The 18089-nt window shown below is 57.4% G+C and carries 19 protein-coding genes and 4 pseudogenes; 4 read left to right on the top strand and 19 right to left on the bottom strand.

What is annotated here, in order from left to right; genetic code table 11:
• Nucleotides 1–3 precede the first annotated feature (3 nt).
• The 11 genes and pseudogenes from tssK to AU14_RS15430 form a co-directional block, all read right to left on the bottom strand.
• Nucleotides 4–1338 (bottom strand): type VI secretion system baseplate subunit TssK, encoded by a 1335-nt coding sequence (tssK, locus tag AU14_RS15475; protein ID WP_041342270.1) that lies wholly within the window; start codon nucleotides 1336–1338, stop codon nucleotides 4–6.
• Nucleotides 1339–1423: 85 nt separating this feature from the next.
• The gene (tssJ, locus tag AU14_RS22095) at nucleotides 1424–1753 is read right to left on the bottom strand and encodes a type VI secretion system lipoprotein TssJ (protein WP_236744137.1); all 330 of its coding nucleotides are present in this window, start codon (nucleotides 1751–1753) and stop codon (nucleotides 1424–1426) included.
• Entirely contained in the window at nucleotides 1722–1868 is a 147-nt protein-coding gene (locus AU14_RS22090; RefSeq protein ID WP_236744136.1) for a hypothetical protein, read from the bottom strand. Before AU14_RS22090 ends, tssJ begins: the two co-directional genes overlap by 32 nt.
• A pseudogene (tagH, locus tag AU14_RS23980) lies at nucleotides 1865–3126 on the bottom strand (type VI secretion system-associated FHA domain protein TagH). Before tagH ends, AU14_RS22090 begins: the two are co-directional and overlap by 4 nt.
• A gap of 71 nt (nucleotides 3127–3197) precedes the next feature.
• Nucleotides 3198–4212: pseudogene (tssG, locus tag AU14_RS15455) on the bottom strand (type VI secretion system baseplate subunit TssG).
• Nucleotides 4176–4451 carry a type VI secretion system baseplate subunit TssF gene (locus tag AU14_RS23010; RefSeq protein ID WP_269079063.1) on the bottom strand — a complete coding sequence of 92 codons (276 nt, stop codon included), beginning with the start codon at nucleotides 4449–4451 and terminating at the stop codon, nucleotides 4176–4178. Before AU14_RS23010 ends, tssG begins: the two are co-directional and overlap by 37 nt.
• A 23-nt stretch (nucleotides 4452–4474) precedes the next feature.
• Nucleotides 4475–5946, bottom strand: a pseudogene (tssF, locus tag AU14_RS15450) (type VI secretion system baseplate subunit TssF).
• A gap of 73 nt (nucleotides 5947–6019) precedes the next feature.
• Nucleotides 6020–6459: pseudogene (gene tssE, locus AU14_RS15445) on the bottom strand (type VI secretion system baseplate subunit TssE).
• A 4-nt stretch (nucleotides 6460–6463) separates the two neighbouring features.
• Nucleotides 6464–7960 carry a type VI secretion system contractile sheath large subunit gene (gene tssC, locus AU14_RS15440; RefSeq protein ID WP_041342264.1) on the bottom strand — a complete coding sequence of 499 codons (1497 nt, stop codon included), beginning with the start codon at nucleotides 7958–7960 and terminating at the stop codon, nucleotides 6464–6466.
• A gap of 66 nt (nucleotides 7961–8026) precedes the next feature.
• Nucleotides 8027–8518, bottom strand: a complete 492-nt coding sequence (tssB, locus tag AU14_RS15435) for a type VI secretion system contractile sheath small subunit (protein WP_041342261.1) — start codon at nucleotides 8516–8518, stop codon at nucleotides 8027–8029.
• Between the two features lie 165 nt (nucleotides 8519–8683).
• A complete protein-coding gene (locus AU14_RS15430) occupies nucleotides 8684–9175 on the bottom strand; it encodes a DUF4442 domain-containing protein (RefSeq protein ID WP_041342259.1) in 492 nt (163 codons plus the stop codon).
• 150 nt (nucleotides 9176–9325) lie between these two features.
• Here AU14_RS15430 and AU14_RS15425 point away from each other — a divergent pair, with 150 nt between their 5' ends.
• Together AU14_RS15425 and AU14_RS15420 are read left to right on the top strand one after the other, a co-directional pair.
• Nucleotides 9326–9586, top strand: a complete 261-nt coding sequence (locus tag AU14_RS15425; RefSeq protein WP_041342256.1) for an acyl-CoA-binding protein — start codon at nucleotides 9326–9328, stop codon at nucleotides 9584–9586.
• Between the two features lie 117 nt (nucleotides 9587–9703).
• Nucleotides 9704–10030 (top strand): site-specific integrase, encoded by a 327-nt coding sequence (locus AU14_RS15420; protein WP_041342254.1) that lies wholly within the window; start codon nucleotides 9704–9706, stop codon nucleotides 10028–10030.
• 11 nt (nucleotides 10031–10041) lie between these two features.
• Here the strand turns inward: AU14_RS15420 and AU14_RS15415 are convergent, their stop codons facing one another.
• Nucleotides 10042–10440: a hypothetical protein gene (locus AU14_RS15415; protein ID WP_407942805.1), complete on the bottom strand. Its 399-nt coding sequence runs from the start codon at nucleotides 10438–10440 to the stop codon at nucleotides 10042–10044.
• 441 nt (nucleotides 10441–10881) lie between these two features.
• Here AU14_RS15415 and AU14_RS18770 point away from each other — a divergent pair, with 441 nt between their 5' ends.
• Together AU14_RS18770 and AU14_RS18765 are read left to right on the top strand one after the other, a co-directional pair.
• Nucleotides 10882–11622 carry a TonB-dependent receptor gene (locus AU14_RS18770; protein WP_158498329.1) on the top strand — a complete coding sequence of 247 codons (741 nt, stop codon included), beginning with the start codon at nucleotides 10882–10884 and terminating at the stop codon, nucleotides 11620–11622.
• A 49-nt stretch (nucleotides 11623–11671) separates the two neighbouring features.
• Nucleotides 11672–12988: a TonB-dependent receptor plug domain-containing protein gene (locus AU14_RS18765; RefSeq protein WP_094191236.1), complete on the top strand. Its 1317-nt coding sequence runs from the start codon at nucleotides 11672–11674 to the stop codon at nucleotides 12986–12988.
• Here AU14_RS18765 and AU14_RS15405 read toward each other — a convergent pair.
• The 7 genes from AU14_RS15405 to AU14_RS19920 all read right to left on the bottom strand — a co-directional run bounded on the left by AU14_RS15405 (nucleotide 12985) and on the right by AU14_RS19920 (nucleotide 18081).
• A complete protein-coding gene (locus tag AU14_RS15405) occupies nucleotides 12985–13782 on the bottom strand; it encodes a citrate synthase family protein (protein WP_041342252.1) in 798 nt (265 codons plus the stop codon). The two genes, AU14_RS18765 and AU14_RS15405, sit on opposite strands and share 4 nt — an antisense overlap.
• The gene (locus tag AU14_RS19940; RefSeq protein ID WP_201773488.1) at nucleotides 13779–14012 is read right to left on the bottom strand and encodes a citrate synthase family protein; all 234 of its coding nucleotides are present in this window, start codon (nucleotides 14010–14012) and stop codon (nucleotides 13779–13781) included. Before AU14_RS19940 ends, AU14_RS15405 begins: the two co-directional genes overlap by 4 nt.
• 104 nt (nucleotides 14013–14116) lie before the next feature.
• Nucleotides 14117–14608 carry a citrate synthase family protein gene (locus tag AU14_RS19935; RefSeq protein ID WP_201773487.1) on the bottom strand — a complete coding sequence of 164 codons (492 nt, stop codon included), beginning with the start codon at nucleotides 14606–14608 and terminating at the stop codon, nucleotides 14117–14119.
• Nucleotides 14609–14619: 11 nt separating this feature from the next.
• The gene (locus AU14_RS15395; RefSeq protein WP_041342249.1) at nucleotides 14620–16344 is read right to left on the bottom strand and encodes a thiamine pyrophosphate-binding protein; all 1725 of its coding nucleotides are present in this window, start codon (nucleotides 16342–16344) and stop codon (nucleotides 14620–14622) included.
• A 53-nt stretch (nucleotides 16345–16397) separates the two neighbouring features.
• Entirely contained in the window at nucleotides 16398–16811 is a 414-nt protein-coding gene (locus tag AU14_RS23005; RefSeq protein WP_269079150.1) for an EAL domain-containing protein, read from the bottom strand.
• Nucleotides 16812–16834: 23 nt separating this feature from the next.
• A complete protein-coding gene (locus AU14_RS23000; protein WP_201773486.1) occupies nucleotides 16835–17767 on the bottom strand; it encodes a diguanylate cyclase domain-containing protein in 933 nt (310 codons plus the stop codon).
• On the bottom strand, nucleotides 17764–18081 hold the full coding sequence (locus AU14_RS19920; RefSeq protein WP_236744640.1) for a response regulator: 318 nt from the start codon (nucleotides 18079–18081) through the stop codon (nucleotides 17764–17766). Before AU14_RS19920 ends, AU14_RS23000 begins: the two co-directional genes overlap by 4 nt.
• Between the last annotated feature and the right edge of the window lie 8 nt (nucleotides 18082–18089).

Here is an 18089-nt window from a genome sequence, read left to right as displayed (position 1 = left end):
GTGTTAGCTCCTGATTGCCCAGAATTGCATTTCCAGACCCGGGAAACTGCCGGCCACGTGAAAGGCGAAACCACTGGCGTTGTCGAGCATTTGCCAAGCCTGGCTTTGGTCATCGAGCCGGAAATACACATAGCCCGCGTGGTACGGCAGTTGTCTGGGGGCCACCGGCAATGCCGCCAGCGGGATACCCGGCAGTTGCAGGCTGATGAGATCTCGGATCTTTTCCACAGACGCCACTTTGCACTGCTGGGTGAACTGCTTGCGCAGATCGTCCAGCGGCATGTCGGCCTTGACCGCCAGGATGAACTCGGCATCACGCAACAGCTCGCCCTCCTGGACCGGGGCCACCGTGAGACCGTACTGACGCTCCTGAAGCTGAATCGCCAGCGCCCTGGGCTCGAGCACCGTACTCAAGGATTGCCGGAGCACCTGCATAAGCGGCGCGAAACAGATTTCCGGCAGATCGTGATCATAAGCGGCGTACCCGGCCGGCAAGCGGCTTTCATCGGTGAAGGTCACCAGTTCGCCACACAATTCGAGCAATGCCTCGTACAAGCGCTCCGGATGCAGCTGGCGCAAGCGGGCCAGGTGCGCGAAACGCGGATGAGCCCGGTTGAGCATCTGCAACAGCATGAAGTCCGCGACGTCGGCTACGCCGCCCTGCCCCGGCGCCCCAACCCGCCCGGCGATATTCTTGGCCCGCTCCAGCATCAAGCCCGCCATCTCGCCGACAAACCGCTGCAACCGCGGAGCTGCCCGCACACTCAGCATGGTGGGCATAAAGTTGGCGTCCATCACCAGGCTGCCGTCCGGCCGCTTTTCGAGGATCCGACCAATAGCCAGAGTCGCGTAGGCGCTGCGATCCTCCCGCTCCAGCTTCAGAGTCGGCGCAACTCCCGCGACGTCAATGGCATGGGCATCGCCATCGATCGAGTGCAAATCCCGTAATTCAGCACTCTGGGCGCGAAACCGGCCAGCGTTCGGGGCATCAGGCCACGCCACTTCGGCCAAAGCGTCGCTTGCCAAAGGCAAGGCCAGATAGACCACCTGATTGGCCACTGACGCGTCAGTGATTTCCAGGGGTTCTGGCATGACGTCTTCCTGCGGCAGGCTGAAGCGGGTGCCGTCGGGAAACAGGCCGGCCGCCCGAACCAGGCCAATCCGGCCAAAGCTCAGGTATTCGGCATTCAATTCCAGATCACTGAAACCGTATAGGTAATCTGAAACCGCCAGGGCCCGCTCATTGATCTGGTGTTCGAGATACCGTTGCTGCTGCTGGAAGTGCTGGGGCTTGATGAACAAGCCATCACTCCATACCACTCGACTCGAGGTAGCCATCAGGTTTCATCCGAATGCTTGAGTTGGATTTCCCGCTCGCGCAGGTTAACCAGCAGGTGGTAGCGGCCACCGATCGGATCGACCTTCACCACTTTCTTCCATTGCGACAGATTGGGGTAGGCGTAGAAGCGATCACGCCGACGAATCGCGTGTCCTCGCTGATGTCGAACGGCTCAACGAATTTGAACTGCCCCGGCACCAGCGAGTAGTCGCTATGGTCGACGTAGTTCTGCCCGAGGGAGTCTTCAAGATTGGTCAACAGGGAATCGAAGTCGCCCGCCATCAGCAGCGAGCTGTCCCGCATCTCAATCACCTGAAAGGCGATGGGGGTGGGAGCCAGGGATTCGTTCGGATTCACATTCGGCTCGGCTACCATGGTCAGATCAACGGCTGGGCTGATCTTCCGGATATCCAACCGGAATATCCGGATCCCAGAGTACTTTGGCGGTTTTGGTCACCGCGTTGTACGGCGTGCTACAGCCCGCAAGTACAAGCACGATCGTCAGCAAGCTCCATTTGCAGTACTTCATGACAGCGTTTCCCTCTGTAATTGGCGCAAGTGTTGGTCGTAAGCCTGGTCAAACACCTCTTGGAACAGGCGTTCAAATCCCTGCTGACGACTGGATTTCAATTCACGGTAATAGTGCTGGTACATATCCCAGGCCCAACGGCCTTCGTCTTCACTCTGGCGTAAACCCCGGCGATAGCCGTGAAAACGACGGAGCAAGGCGTCTGGCGAGAAGGCGTGAAGGATAGCCTCCAACGCTTCACTGATGGCGGCGTGGGTCGCGACCTGATGGTGATGCAAACTCTCCAGGCTCTCCCGCACCGCGGCGGGAGCCGACAAGTGGACCGGGCTACGCTGGCTGGCGAACAGGGTCTGAATAGTGTTCTGATAGTGCTCACCCAGCCGCAGGGGATTATCTTCAATCGGCTGAAGCCGCGTGCGCAGGGCCTGATGTCGCCGATCCTCGCCCTGGTGCAGCGCCAGTAGCCCTTCCACCGCTACTTTCAGGGTTTGGCCAGCCTCCTCCAGGAACTGCTGCATGTCATCGCTGTCGGCAAAATCAAGATCCGTCTCCATGGCCCGCATCAAAGGCGTGCCACTGATGTAATTCCGACTCGAGTCGGCCGCCTCTTGGGCCTCTGCCACCTTGCTTGGATCAGACATCCTGTCTCCACCTGTTTTCCTGATCGGAAGTCCCAGCGCTACATCGCGGTTTTCCCTGTGTTCGTCTGTTACCGCAGCGGTCCGGGCAGACCAGCCGGGCTCGTCCGCCAGCAGCACGAATCGTCTGGGTCTGTATCGGCAGCGCTTTGCCAATGGCTGAGAGGGTCCCGCGCCCCAACCGCCCCGGTATCTGGCGATAATTCTGCCAGCGGCTCACGATGGGCGGAGCCCGCCTTTGACGGACCCGCCGTTACCAGTGCTGCCGATGCACCATTGAGCAACTGGTCGTGTTCGCTCTCCGGTTCGTCCATATCGGCTTCGCTGGAAGCTAACGTTAGCTCGGCCCGAGCCCGGTAACGACCGATGCTCACCGTGTCGCCGTGTTTGAGTCTTGCCCGGCGTCCGCGTCCTACCGGCTCACTCGCACTGTTGATGTAGGTGCGGCCACTGCGGTCGATCAGGCAGAATTCACCGTCAACGAACCGGATCTCGGCATGACCGGCAACAGCGCCGGTGCGATGGGACGACAAGCGCCAGGTGTCGTTGTCGGCGGTTCCGATGGAGCCACCCCCAACGTCGAAACAATGCTCAATTTTTGCGCCACCCCGAGTGTCCATCGGTTGGTGAGCCTCAGTCTCAAAACGGTTGCTGACTGCGTTTGCATACCTGTTGCCCCTGTGCAGCCGTACTAACGGCGGATCTGAATACGCACCGCGGGCCGGGTGCGGGCTTTTTCGGGGGTTACGAACGAGTTCCAGCCCATTCGGACGTCCTCCCCCAACTGCATGGGCCGGACATCCCGGGCACGCATTTGCAGCACCAGGTCATAGGCCAGTTGCTCGCGGGTGGTGAATTCCACCAGCTTCACCAGCCGGTCGTGTTCTCGACCATTGGGCAGAAAGTCCGCAAACCGTTCCTGACTGAGATTGCCAATGCGCAACAGGAATTTGCCGCCGCGATCACGCACCTGGGCACCAATGAGCGTGGTGTTACCCAGCTCCGCGTTTGCCCCACCCAGTTGGGTTTGCTGTTCCCGGGCAATATCCACCTTACGCAGCACCCACTGCTCGATGCTGACGTCGTCCAGATCAAAGCAGTGACCAACGATGCCACTGACCACCTCTGGCGACCGGCTACGGCCGGCCATCAGCTGCGTAGGCCAGCATTTTTGACCAGTTCACCGGCGTGGCTTCCCGGAGCCGGCTATCGCCCAGGCCTGCGAGTGCAAAGATCAGTTCGGAGAAACCATCCGAGGCCCCGGGCTGAAAACGCACGTAATAGCGGTATTTGCGCCAGGCGCGATGAAACAGCGTCACTAGGCGATGATTAAAGAAATCGAGAAAGTGGCAACGAACCCCGAGATTCTGGCCCGCCTCCCAGGCGAGGTCGTCCAGGTAATAGCCGGGGAGCGGCGACTGCGAACCATGGAGTCCCAGAAAACTCACTTCCATCTGGTAGGGCGCGTGCTCATGTTCCGGCGACAGTGCGGATACCACATCACTGCCCGGAAATCCAAGGCCCGCAGACGCGGAAAACCGAATCCGGCCCTGGCCAGGCTGGCTATCCTTGGCCCGCTCCAGGTCGTCACCATGGTGCCGGTGAATCAGGTCCACCAGCTGAAAGAAATTGTATCGCCGCGCGTTACCCAGAACGGGTTGCAGCTCGGCTACATCAGCGGCTGCTGACCTTGCTGTAACGTCCATGTATACCGTTCCTGGTTGTCAGAATTCACCACTTCCAGTTGGTGAAAAGCGTTAATGCTCGCGTAGAGCGAAAAAAACTGGCTCAGCACAGTGCCGAACAGGTACAGATCGCCTTCCGAGGCAAATCCACCCTGGTCCAGTGTCAGCACTGACCGAATCCCGCGAACCGGCAAACCCCGCACCATCCGGTCCACCGGTGCGGTTTCGATGCCGAGGATGCCCGCCAGTCGTTTTTGCAATACCCGCTCCGCCTGCCGGTCCATCAGGCCCGGAAATCATAGACCCGGAGCACGGTTCGCAGTGCGTCCACGTCCAACATCGACAGGTAGTTCAGCGACAGGTTGGAGATCAGAGTCCACAACAGGCTGCCATCCAGGGTCGGACGCAGAGTGGCGGTGGGTCGGGTGACGTTGGTGAACGAAGCAAACGCCGGCGATGTTTCAGTGGCCATGCAGACGTCACCGATTGCCAATTGCTCCGGCAACTGCCGGTTGGTACAGGTCAGCGTCAGCGAGACCGCTTCCTGACGGCTCAGACATTCGGATTCGTCACCGCGCACGAAGGCAATGTAATGATCAAAGCCATCGCCCCGGACACTCTCCCGGGTCCGAAGCCGGTAATACAGGGCGGTCCGACCACGGTCTCGCTCCACTTCGTGCTGAAAGCTCTCGAACGGCGTGTAGATCCGCGGTTCGCCCCGGCCAGACCGGCCCTCCAGCCAACCCTCGACCTGGGCCACGGAAAACACTTCGAAATGTTCAGGGGATCGACTGGACGGCAAGATCCGGTACTCCGTCTGGCGCCCGCTCAGGTCAACCGGCTCACCCTCGTGGCTGAACAGATTGACCGCAGGCGTACAGTACAGCTGCAGGCTTTCCGCCCGGACTTTGGCATCCGGCGGCAAGATCCGACTGAAGTGAAACTGCAGTCTGATCTCGTCCGCCTGCACCGCCGGCAGGCGCGCAGCCAGGCCACAAACATCCACAAATCGGAAAGCCTCCGGAAAACTCAGGTACTCCTGCAGGATGCGGTAACCCGGGTAGGCGTTCTTGGGGTACGGCAGCAGAGCCTCGTCACCGGCAAAGCCACTGGCTGCAGCAGTGAGGGCGGCAAGCTGTAACTGGCCTCCCCCACCTTCAGCTCGACGCGGGTCAGGTAATGGTTAAGCCACAGATACAGTGTTTCCGCGGTGTGGTCGTCGCCGCCAAGGTAGAAGCGCAAGGTGTTCAGGCCCATGGCATTGAGCGGCTGGTCGGTGTGCACGGCCAGGTCCAGCGTCACAGACGACACTTCCCGGGAATGTTCAGCATGAGCTCCGGCCACGCTGACCGGAAACAACTCGACGTCGCGACAGGTCCGAAACCGGCATTGGGTCTGGCGGTTAGCCTCGCCCAGGGGCCGACTTTTTATCTCGGTAGCGCGGTCAATGCGCTGGCGTTCACTGATCGCATGAAGCTGCGGATCAAAGCGAATAATGGTGCAACTGGGCACCGGCCGAAGGTAATTGGGCCACAACATGTTCAATAGCGAGTGGGTCAACTCCGGAAATTCGTCCTCAACCTTCTCGCGCAGTTTTCCAGTCAGGAAAGCGAAGCCTTCCAGCAGGCGTTCTACGTCCGGGTCTGTGCTCTGCTCGGACAGAAACCGGGTCAATTGCGGGTGTGCATCCGCAAATTCCCGGCCCTGCAGCCGCAGAAAGCTCAGTTCGTCTCGGTAAAATCGGTTCAACTTCATAACACCACTGCACCAATCGAGGGCCCGAGGCGGCCGGATTCCGGATTCCGGCCTCCCCTAACGTCCGTGTTCGTTACACCACCCGGTAGTAACGCTTGTCATCCAATAACAAATCGATGGTCGTCTTCTCGGCTTCAGACCCCACATTCAGGTACACCGTTACCTGGAATCGCAGCTGCAATGGGTCGGATCCCTGCGGCAGGTCACCACATCCACCCGCTTCACTCTGGGCTCGTATTTTTCAATACAGTTCCGGATAGCGCTGCGAACCTGAATACTGAGATCGTGGGTTCCCAAAGTGGCATCGTTGAAATCCAGCAACCCCAGATCAGGAACGGTGGCACTGTTGCCCGGATGGGCATTCAGCAGCCGAACCAGATGCCGTTTGATGGATTCCACCACATGAGTTACTTCCGCCATTCCCTGCCCGGCCGGTGCGCCGGCCTGCTCGAGTCGCTCGAACAGGCTGCCACGGTGGCCGGTCACGGGATCAGCCTTGGCACTGCCAAACACCGGATCAATCCTTGTCCAGTCGGCCTACCAACGACAGCTCGAAATTGGCCCCCATGTATTTGAAGTGCGGCCGAACGGCCAGCGACACCTGATACCAGCCCGGATCGCCTTCTACGTCGGAGACAGTCACCTGGGCGGCGCGCAGCGGACGTCGGCTACGGACCTCAGCCGGCGGATTTTCCTGGTCGGCGACGTACTGACGAATCCAGGTGTTAAGCTCTCGCTCCAGATCCTGACGCTCTTTCCACGACCCGATCTGCTCGCGCTGGAGCACTTTAATGTAGTGCGCCAGGCGGTTGACGATCATCATGTACGGCAGCTGAGTGCCCAGCTTATAGTTGGTCTCTGCTTCCTTGCCTTCCTTGGTGTTCGGGAACTGCTTGGGCTTCTGCACCGAGTTGGCCGAGAAGAAGGCGGCGTTGTCGCTGCCCTTGCGCATGGTCAGCGCGATGAAACCTTCATCCGCCATTTCGTACTCGCGCCTGTCGGTAATCAGAACCTCGGTCGGAATCTTGGATTCCAGCTGTCCAAAAGACTCGAACAGGTGCACCGGCAGATCTTCAACCGCACCGCCACTCTGCGGTCCGATGATGTTCGGACACCAGCGGTAGTTGGCGAAACTCTCAGTCAGACGCGTCGCCAGCAGGTAAGCGGTGTTGCCCCACAGGTAGTGCTCATGGTCACCGGAGACCTCTTCCCTGTAGTTAAAGCTACGAACCGGGTTTTCCGATGGATCGTAGGGCACGCGCAGCAGGAAACGAGGTGAAGCCAGCCCCAGGTAACGGGCATCTTCGGATTCTCGCAGGGAACGCCACTTGGCGTACTTCGGGCCCTCGAACACGGCCTTCAGTTCCTTGATCGCCGGCAGCTCCTGATAGCTGTCGACCCCAAAGAAGGACGGGCCCACTGAGGAAAGGAATGGCGCATGGGCCATGGCGCCCACCGAGGACACATACTGCAACAGCTTGATGTCCGGTGTGGACGGCGTAAACGCGTAGTTGCCAATCACGGCACCCACTGGCTCACCGCCAAACTGGCCGTATTCAGTGGCGTAGATATGCTTGTAGAAACCGCTCTGGGTGACATCCGGAGCGAACTCGAAGTCTTCCAACAGCTCGGCTTTGGTGGCGTGAAGAACGTCCACCTTGATGTTCTCCCGGAAATCGGTGCGATCGACCATCAGCTTCAGCCCACGCCAGGACGATTCCAGCTCCTGCAGCTTGGGCGCATGGAGAATTTCATCCATCTGGGCGCTGATCTTGCGGTCCAGTTCCACCACCATCTGGTCCACCAGCGCCTTATTGACCGGCTGACCTTTTTCATCGCTCTTCAACAGGTTGGCGATGAACGTCGCTACCCCTTTGCGAGCCACGTCGTAGCCTTCATCGGCCGGGGCCATGCGGCTGTTGGCCATGACCTGATCCAGCAAGGATCCCTCTGTAACGGACTCGGCTGCAACGGAGTCGAAGGCAGCAGATTGCTGCACAGCAGTATCAGACATACCACATCCCTTCAGTACGTAATTGATAAATTGAGGTTTTACACCGCATTCCCGCGGTGTCAGGCGTTACTGGTCTGTCGCCAGGTCCAGCTCGGCCAGCAACTTGTCCCGGGCCTGCTCATTGTCCAGCAACTCCTGCATCTTGGAGCGGAACGATGGCACATTACCCAGCGGTCCTTTGAGGGCGACCAATGCTTCTCGCAACTCAACCAGCTTGCGCAGCTCGGGTACCTGTCGGGCAATGTTATCGGGGGAGAAATCGTCCAGGGTCTGGATGTCGAGATTCACCGGCAGTTCGTCGGCGTTTTCATCCAGTCTGTTAGTGACCGTGGTGGAGATGCTAAGCCCGGACTCCTTCATGACAGAACGGAAGTTGTTCTTATCAACGGAAATGGCTTTGCGTTCTTCGATGGGGGTTTCTTCAGCGTGGCCCTTGAAATCGCCAACCACGAACATCTTCAGCGGAAGCTCAGTTTCAGCCTGCTGGTCTCCGGTAGCGGGGACATACTTGATATTGATGCGCTCTTTAGGCGCGAAGGATCCGTCTTTTGAAGACATGCGCTTGCTCCCTGTGCAAATCATTTGCAGTTGTTCAATCCCTTGTACGCGCCTTCCTGGCACGCAACGCAGCGGACTCTACACAGGGCATTTTTCGTACTCAAGCAAAAAGTGGCCAGAATGTGAGCCCGGGCAAAGTTTTACCGGGCCACATGCTTTTCAGCCTCAACGGCGCTTCGGCGTCCAGGCCCAGACCATCTCAATTTCGATCGGCTCTTTGCCTTCGCTGTCGTGGATGGTAACCGGCACGGACACGTCGCCCTTTTCCTCGGTGCGCATGCGCTCACGCTGTTCGTCGGTAAGGTGCGCTTGCACGGTCATGTCGCCCTTGGCGCGGCGGGTGTATTCGGCGCTGGCGGTCTTGATCACGGGCACCTTGTCGTCTGGCACATTCAGGCCCACCAGAAAACCGGTTGCGGACTCGGCCAGCACCAGCGATGCCACCGCGTGTACGCCGCCAATGTGGTTCTGAACCCGGCGCTTGTTGGCAAGGCTGATCACGCAGCGCTCTTGGTCGAGGGACTCAATACGGATACCGGTAGTGCCGGTGAAGGGCACCACTTTGCCAAAAAATAGAGTTAGGGCCCTGGAACGGGCGAAATCAGGCAGGCGATTGATTTTATTGACTATTCCGGACAACTTGTTGGCATTGGCCATAAACGGCACTCTCCATATCCAATTTTTTGGCTGAGGACAATACCCCATTCGTCGGAGGAAAGGAACGTTTGGCCAATGACGTTGGCCCGCGCGGTGGCTATACTCGGCCGAACTCTTTTACAACCAATGCTTACCCACAAGGAGATTGAGATGAGCGACCTGAAAACCCAGTTTGACGAAGCGGTCAACTACATCCAGAACGCCGAAGGCGATTTTCAGCCTTCAAACGAGATGAAGCTTGAGTTCTACGCCCTCTACAAGCAGGCCACCGAAGGCGACGTTTCCGGCAAGCGCCCGGGCATGATGGACTTTGTTGCGCGCGCCAAGTTCGACGCCTGGGACAAGCTGAAAGGCACCTCCAGCGAGGAAGCCATGCAGCAGTACATTGATAAGCTGAACTCCCTGAAATAACTCCCGCCGCCTGCCTCCAAATCCCGGTCTATCTGACCGGGATTATTTTTTTGCCAGAAATTTTGCGACGTTCAAACGATTGTCATAAGATGCGCGCACTCTAACAACAAGAACCCAATGGACGCAGTTACTCATGGATGTCACCGAGCACTTGAACAATCCCAACCTGGCCTGATTGGCCGCGTAAAAAGCGCTATTCGTGAGCAGGATCTACACCAGCGCGCAGAGCAAACCTATCTGCACTGGATTACCCGCTTTGTGCTTTTCCACGACCTGAAAGATCCGGAATCTCTGGCCGGCGAAGACCGCCAGCAGTTTCTCACCTATCTCAGTGACCGTATTCAGGTATCGCGAGCACGCCTGAACCAGGCCAGCCAGGCGCTGACCTTCTTTTATCAGGACGTACTGGGCAAAACCGAAATCGGCGATACCGCCGCAGCCTGAGACCGCGCGACTCAGCGCTCAGTCATGTTGATATTCAGAGCATCGTAGCTACGGTTTGCCGGTGGGCGAATGCTGTAGTTATTGCCGTGAATTTGCCCGGGGATGGATTTCGGGTTGCTGAAGCGGATTTCAACGGGAATTTCAGAGCGCCCAAGGTCGGTTCGGCTGTCGCGAGGCTGCAAGGCGAGTGGATCGAGATAAAAATCGTCGTCAGTTGCCGGCGTTACTGGAACACCGCCAGCAGGTGCCGCCAGCCCGCCCTCAATCACGGTGTTGGCAAGTGCGTCTTCTTCTATAGAGCGCAGCGGGATGTTCTCAATAGTGGAACGCTCTTCGTATTCAAAGGCGGTATCAACTCGCGGGCTCTCGGCACCAACGCTCACCGGCAGGGCGAATAGCACCAGCCCCACGCAACAACTCCTGACCGCGCGGCCAAGCTCCTGACTCCCCCATCTTCCCTGCGCCTATCCATGCTCTCAACCCTGACTGTTTCAGCCACCCTGATGGGCGTGACGGTTTTTGAACAGTTTATAGCCTGACCGGGTTGCGCGCCCCTCGATTTGACGGATTTGTGACGCTTTTCACTGCCCACGAAGGTTCTGAAACCTCCGACATACTATGTAACAAAAAGAAGCAGATCAGATCCTTGGTCTGAGTTTGATTCAACTACAATTAGGTCTAAACTTCGGTTTAGCCAGCAATTCTCTATGCTCGACCAAGGTTTCTAACCCAGACCTCCGGCTATTCCGTGCACCTGGCTGTTGCCAATAACAATAGAATTGCACCAACAGTTCCAACCAGATTCGCAGTAGCGCTGAGGCTAGGCCATGATCCACCCAAACGGTCCATCTATGTTGAGATCCAGAGCCCGGCGCTACCTTGGGGCTTCGGCGCTGGCCTGCACGATGGGATCTACCTCCGTTACCGCAAACCAGAGCGACGACCCTTTCTGGGATATTTCCCTGGAAGAACTCGGCCAGATCAGGGTGGTGTCGATTGCCTCCGGGACGGCAACGCCGCTGGATAAAGCCGCTGCCATTACTTCTGTTATCAGTGCCGAGGACATTGCAGCAATCGGCGCAACCGATCTGGACCAGGTACTTGAAACTGTGCCTGGTTTGCATGTAAACCATTCTGACCAGGGGTTTGCACCCAAGTACATTTTTCGGGGCATTACCTCCACCTCAAACGCTCAGGCGCTGCTGCTGATCAATGGCATTCCGGCCACAACAGCGATGTTCGGCAACCGCGGCAACTCCTGGAGCGGAATGCCGGTGAAAGCCATTCAAAGGATTGAGGTAATTCGCGGGCCTGGATCGGCGCTCTATGGCGCAGACGCTTACGCAGGTGTCATCAACATCATCACCAAGAGTGCCCAGGACATCGAGGGCGTGGTGACTGGCACCCGTGTCGGCAGTTTCAATACCAAAAGCGCCTGGGTTGAGGCCGCCACAAATTGGAACAAAGTTGATATCAGCCTCGTTCTGGAACAAGAGAGCACCGATGCTGGCGCCGAAACGTTGAACGGGATGCCCAGACCAATTTTGACGAAGACTTCGGCACCTCGGCCTCCCTCGCCCCTGGCCCGGTAAACGCCGCTGCAGATCATTTCGACGCTCGGCTGGAAATCAACGGAGACCGCTGGGACTTCCGGGCGGGCCTACAAGACCGGAGAAATCTCGAAACGGTCACCGGACTCGCACAGGCGCTCGACCCCGAGGGCAGTACGAATCTCAGCGCATCAATCTGGATTACAGCTACCATTGGCTGGAAATTGTAGACGGCCTGGATGTTGAATCCCGCATCAGCTACTTCAACTTTACTCAGGAACCCGAAAACGACATCGTCCTTTACCCTCCTGGGGCCTTTAACGGCGCTTTTCCAGACGGATTCCTGGGCAGCCCTGGATACAAGGAACAGCAGGTGCGACTGGACCTAAACTCCATTTATAGCAACGTGGAAGATCACCGCATCCTGTCTGGCATTGGCGCCTTCTGGGCGGATCTCTACGATGTCTCCGAGAGTAAGAACTTCAACACGGATTTCAGCCCCAAGGGCGAAGTGGTCGACGTTTCAGACGATCCGAATCAGGTGTGGATGCCGGAAGAGGATCGGAAAAACTATTACGCCTTTGTTCAGGACGAGTGGCAATTTGCCCAGAACTGGCAGCTGGTGAGCGGGCTTCGCTACGATTACTACGCGGACTTTGGGGAAACCGTAAACCCTCGAGCTGCGCTGGTATGGGCCACCACTGACAACCTGACCACCAAACTGCTTTATGGCCGGGCCTTCCGCGCGCCCTCACTGAACGAACAGTATGTCGCCAACAACCCTATTCTGGTGGGCAACGACGAACTGGACCCGGAAACCATCGACACTCTGGAACTTGCCCTCGCCTACCAGGCCAGCTCCCGCCTTTATTACGGCGTTAACGTCTTCTATTACGAAATTGACGACCTGATCAATGCCGAACCCATTGCCGGTCCGGTAGCCACGCAGTACAAGAATTCCGGAAAACGCAAAGGCCATGGTGGCGAGCTGGAAGTGACGTATCAACTGCTCGATAACCTGAATCTGGCGGCGAACTACGCCTACCAGACGGCCGAGGACCAGGAAACAAACGAATCGGTAGGGCAGGCGCCTAATCACCAGGCTTACGCGCGCGCTGAATGGCAAGTGGTACCGACCTGGGCTGTGAATACCCAAGTGAACTACGTCGGGGAGCAGAAACGATCTGCTGGCGATCCCAGAGCGCCGGTGGATGACTACACTACCGTCGATTTCACCGCCCGCACCCAGGGCCTATGGCGAGGCTTTGATATCGCAATGTCGGTCCGGAACGCATTCAATGCGGATGTCCGAGCTCCCAGCCCGTATGCCGATCCGAGACCGGCGATTCCGGGCGATTTCCCACTCCCTGGCCGTTCAGCCTATGTTGAGGCCCTGTACCAGTTTTAAGCGCTCCACTTCCGCTTAGCAGGCCCGTTGTAAACGATGTTGGTGCAACGCACGGGGAAAAAACTGCCCTCAGGCTGATCGCGTGCGTCCTGATAACAGGGCGCGATGCCAGTCACAAAAGCGGGTGTCGCGAAGGTCTGATAATCCTGACAGTTCAATCCAATGTCTGCAGCCAGCGAAGCATGAACTGCGGCAACGTTCATCGAATAACCGTATTTTTCATGCAGATATGCGTGCACATCCAGTGCCATTTTGAGATACCGACCGCCATCCAGTTCAAACTCCCGAGCCTTGGCAAGCGTGTAGGGAATCCGCTCATCAGTGCTTGCCAGGGGCCGGCCATAGCCGTATAGCGTTCGTCCTGCAGCCCTTTGTTCTTCGATAAACTCAAATAAGTCGCCGCCAGCATCACAGTGCGCCCCCGCCCGATAGAAGAAATCCAGTGCGCGGACCTCCGGGCGACGACCGTAAATGGAAGCTTCCGATATGCTCATTCCGGCCATAAGCGACAAACTTGCCGTGGATCGCACGGTGCCCCCTAGAGCCGCAACATGATTCGGCCAGATAGACGCGTCTGGGTAACTCGTGGACACCCAAAAAGAGTTCAGAAGTTTTGCGACGTTTACGCCAGGATCACGGCCCAAAATCACGTAAAGGTAGAGGTGAATCCAATCGAAGTCTCCAAGCTCCTGGTGAAGGTCTTTGCCATGCACAATGACCCTATCCGACAGGTAAGCTTTTCCTTTGCGGGTTAACCAATGCTTCTCGGTCTCTAATAGTCGTTTGTGGCTCATTTCTGCAGCGTCTCCTGATCGTTGCCAGCATCGGTTGCACTTTCGTCCAACTCGATTGCAGGGCCGTAGAAGGGGAATTTTTTCCAGCCCACCTTCTTTTGCTCTAGCGCATGCACCGCAGCGCCAGGCAACCTCAACATTAGATAAAGCATGCTGCCCTGATCCTCATCCATGGACAGATCGATCATTGCTGCTGCAGCCAGCCCACTCATTGCCAGGGGATAACCCACGTGTTGCTCCAGTGCCTGCCTGTTAGCCTGCAACCAGGAGAGCGCACCATTGGCCGGTGCCAATTCGACCAACAGATCAAGGGATTGCAGAATCGGCGTCGGAGTTACGTCACCATTGGGATCAAAACCCGGAGCGTGCTCAATTGGCAGCCAGATATCCGCACGGTCGTCCTGATTCGGGCTGAGTAATCTATCGCACCACTTTTCAAAATCGAATTGGCACTCTTCCCAAAGCCTGATGCAAATGGCCAGTTCCTGAGAACCACCATATTGCCCAGCCCCGACTGCCAGGGCTGCCATGAGCGCAGAACTGTGTTCGTGCCGGCTACACCCCCGTTCATTGCAGCACGCACGCTGGCCTCTCGCGGGCCAGGGTTAGCCAGCACCATCGCCAGCCGCTCTAGCAAAACGGTATCGTGCTTTTCCGGACGCTCACCCTTAAACATAAGCAGCAGATATTCAAACCATCCTGCGTTGGGAATGACGTCACCATAAACGTCATAGCCGCTGCAGTAACAAGCCTTCGCTGCGAACGGATTGTCGGGCTCCGGCTCTTCCAGCCAGATGTTGGAGTGGTACTGGTACTCTGTTGCCATACTAATCCCGTTTATTTTGTCTCGTTGAGCACTTTCATTCGGACGCCCATCGGCGGCGACTCGTCTCGGTCAATCAGAACATCGAGCAAGCAGGGACCGGGCCGCGCCAGGATCGAAGTCAGGTCAAGCTCGTGAAGGTCTTCCAGCGTCGTGATCCGGTACGATTCCACACCAATAGCTTCCGCCATCTTTGCATAATCGACGCGGGGCAACTCATTGGCAATCGGCTCTGCATCTCCCAGCACCTGACCATGACGAATCATCCCTAACGATGAATCGTTCAGTATCACCATCAGCACGTTACAATTCTCTTGGGCCGCGGTGGTCAGTTCCTGGCCCGACATCAAATAGCTGCCATCGCCGGTTACACACAGAACCGGCGCATCTCCAGCTGCCAGGGCAATACCGACTGAAGCCCCGATTGCCCAGCCCATCGAAGCGAAGCCAACTCCTATGTGGAACAGGTTTCGGGAAGGCAAGGGCCGGCCAGGCTGCCCCACGTTCCAGTGGTGGATACCCCACAAAAAACTGTTGCCGGTATCGAAGAGTGTTCGTGTTGTTTCAGGACAGGCCTTGCTCAAATAAGTCATGAGCGCCTGCGGCTTTACCGGGCCCGAGGTGTCGAAGCAGCTTTCCCGGAAACGGCCTTCAACGAACTCCGGAACGCCATCGGTAAAGTCCCAATCGATCAGACTGGCTCTGTTTTCCAACTCACCCAGATCTTTTAGAAGCGCCTCAGCAACGTGCCGGGGTTCACCCAACACCACATGGCCCGCCATGGTTGCCCGGGTTAGGTGTCCCGGGTTTCTGGACAAGTGAATCAGGCGCGCAGACAACAGGCCATCGGGACTCCAGCCCGCAGTGGAGACCTCATCGAGAGCGGCACCAACCATGATGACCCTGTCGGCATTTTCAGGTTTCAGCGCCTCAGTCGCGCTTTGGTGGCCGGCAAAACCAAAGACCCCTCGATATTGAGGATGAAAACTGTTCACTAAGCCTTTGGCTCGGGGTGTGGTTACCAGATTCCAGTGTCGCAGCTCCGCCAGTTGAATCCATTGATCAGCCGAGTGGATGGCATCCTCACCCAGCACAATGGTTGCCTGCATGACGTCAGTGAGATCGCTCACCACCCGCTGGACCGAGCCCGAATCCGGCACAACTTCGTTGGGGATAAAGGCGGTCAGGCCCAATGCCATCGAGGCGTCTTCAACTGTGTGCCGCATGACATCCAGCGGAATGGCCAGGTGCACGGGCCCCGGCTGCTGGCCAAGGGCATGACTTAAGGCGTGCAGCAACTTGGATTCCAGCTGTTCGGGGTGCGAGATCAGTGTGTTGTAACGGGTACAGCTGGCGAACATATCCAGGGTATTGATGCCGGTACAGGAGGATTCCTGAAAGGCACCTTGCCCAAACCGGTTCAGCGAGGTCTGGGCCGTAATCACCAGCATGGGGATATTGTCGGCGTAGGCGTTTGCCACACCGGTCAGCAAATTGGTTGAGCCGGGACCGGCCGTGGCGCAACAGACCCCAATCCTGCCCGTCTCCCGGGCATAACCATCGGCCATGAAGGCGGCGCCAGTTTCGTGGCGAGCGGTGACGGCCCGAATACCTCCCTGGCGCTCACTGCGCGCAAGTGCATTGTAAAACGGCTCTATGCTACCCCCAGGCACACCAAAGACGTATGCCACGCCCAAGCGCTCCAGATAACGAAGAATCAGATCACCACAATCAAGCATAGGTTCTTCAACAACTTTAGAGGACGCAGAAAGACTTCTTGCCTTAGCTCGCGTTATTCATTCAGGGGAACCGGCATTGCGATGCCGTAACCCTGGGCGTAATCAAAACCGAGTTTAGTGAGGCAATCCTTCACTTCGTCGTTTTCGACAAATTCGGCGATGGTTTTCAGTCCGGCGGCATGGCCAATACGGTTGCAGGCGTCAACGATCCCCATATCAATCGGGTCGGCGAGCAGGTTCTGAATGAAGCCCCCATCCACCTTCAGGTAATCAATGGGCAAGGCCTTGAGGTAGGTGAAGGAGCTCATTCCCGTGCCAAAGTCATCGAGGGCAAATGAAAAACCCTCTTGGCGAGCTCGTTCGATAAAACCAATCGTGTCGTTGAGGTGCGCAATTGCAGACGTTTCCGTGATTTCAAAGCAAATTCTGGCAGGCAGGATGGAATAGTCCTGAACCTTACTGTGGATGTAATGGAAAAGCTCACCATCACTCAGTGAGCCACCGGACAGATTGATGAAAAAGGTGCCCGTGCTTCCCGGCCCAGGCCCGTGCGGTCCAGGTAGGAAAACGCCAGGTCAATGACTCGCCGGTCAATGCGTGGCATCAGACCAAAGCGCTCTGCGGCCGGAATAAAAGCGCCCGGGGGTACGATGTCGTCGCCGTCACGCAAACGCACCAGAAATTCTGTGCGGAATCCGTCGGCACCGGCTTCCTGCAAGGCAATCATTTCCTGGTGGTACAATATAAAGTCGTCGGTCTGCAGCGCGCTCTGCAGGCGACTGGTCCAATGCATATCGCGCTGACGCTGCTGCATGTTCAGGTCGCTGGTCTCGTACACCTGAACGTTATCCCGCCCCCGGTCCTTGGCGGCATAGCAGGCCAGATCGGCGTGGCTGAGCAGTTCACTGGCCGTCTTGTAATTGCTCCCCATGATGACCATACCAACGCTGAGGGAGACGGCAAACGGCTTGTCCTCCCAGACAAAACGGTATTCACGGACCTCTTTGCACAGGTTTTCGGCAACCTTGCGGGCATCCACCGCGTCGCAGTTCCGCAACAGTACCCCAAACTCGTCGCCACCTAATCGCGCCAGGGTGTCAGAGCCCCTGAGCTTCTGGCCAAGCAATTTCGAAAGCTGTTTAAGCAGTTCATCGCCAGCCATGTGGCCACAGGTGTCGTTGATGATCTTGAACTGGTCGAGATCCAGGTACAGCAACACGCAATCGCGCGCAGACTTGCGGGAATCATGGAGTGACTGAACAAGCTGGCGCTCAAATTCCCGACGATTGACCAGATCGGTCAAGCTGTCGTGGTAGGCCATGTGCTCCAGGGTTGATTCGGCACGTTTTTTGGCAAGGCGGATGGACACTTCCCGCATCTCGCGCTGTATCGCAGGAATCAACCGGTTCAGGTTGTCCTTCATGATGTAATCCTGGGCGCCGGCTTCATAGCACTTACCGCCACGTCCTCACCAATCAAACCGGACACGATAATCACCGGCAAATCGGGCGCATATTGACGGCTCAGCTCCAGCACCCGAAAGGAGGTAAAACCAGGTAAGCTATGGTCGGTGATGACCATATCCCAGGTTTCCTCCATGAGCGCGGTTTCCATCGCGCTCTCGCTGTCGACCACTCTGTAGTACGGCTCGATACCTCCCTTTTTCAGAGCCCGCAACAGGAGGAAGGTGTCATCCTCAGAGTCTTCAATCAGCAGCACCCGAAGGCGGCTTTTCATGTCACTCA

It is taken from the genome of Marinobacter similis (assembly GCF_000830985.1).
Taxonomy (GTDB): domain Bacteria; phylum Pseudomonadota; class Gammaproteobacteria; order Pseudomonadales; family Oleiphilaceae; genus Marinobacter; species Marinobacter similis.
Note: the sequence above shows the minus strand (reverse complement) of the source record. Positions and strands in the feature narration are given on the sequence as shown.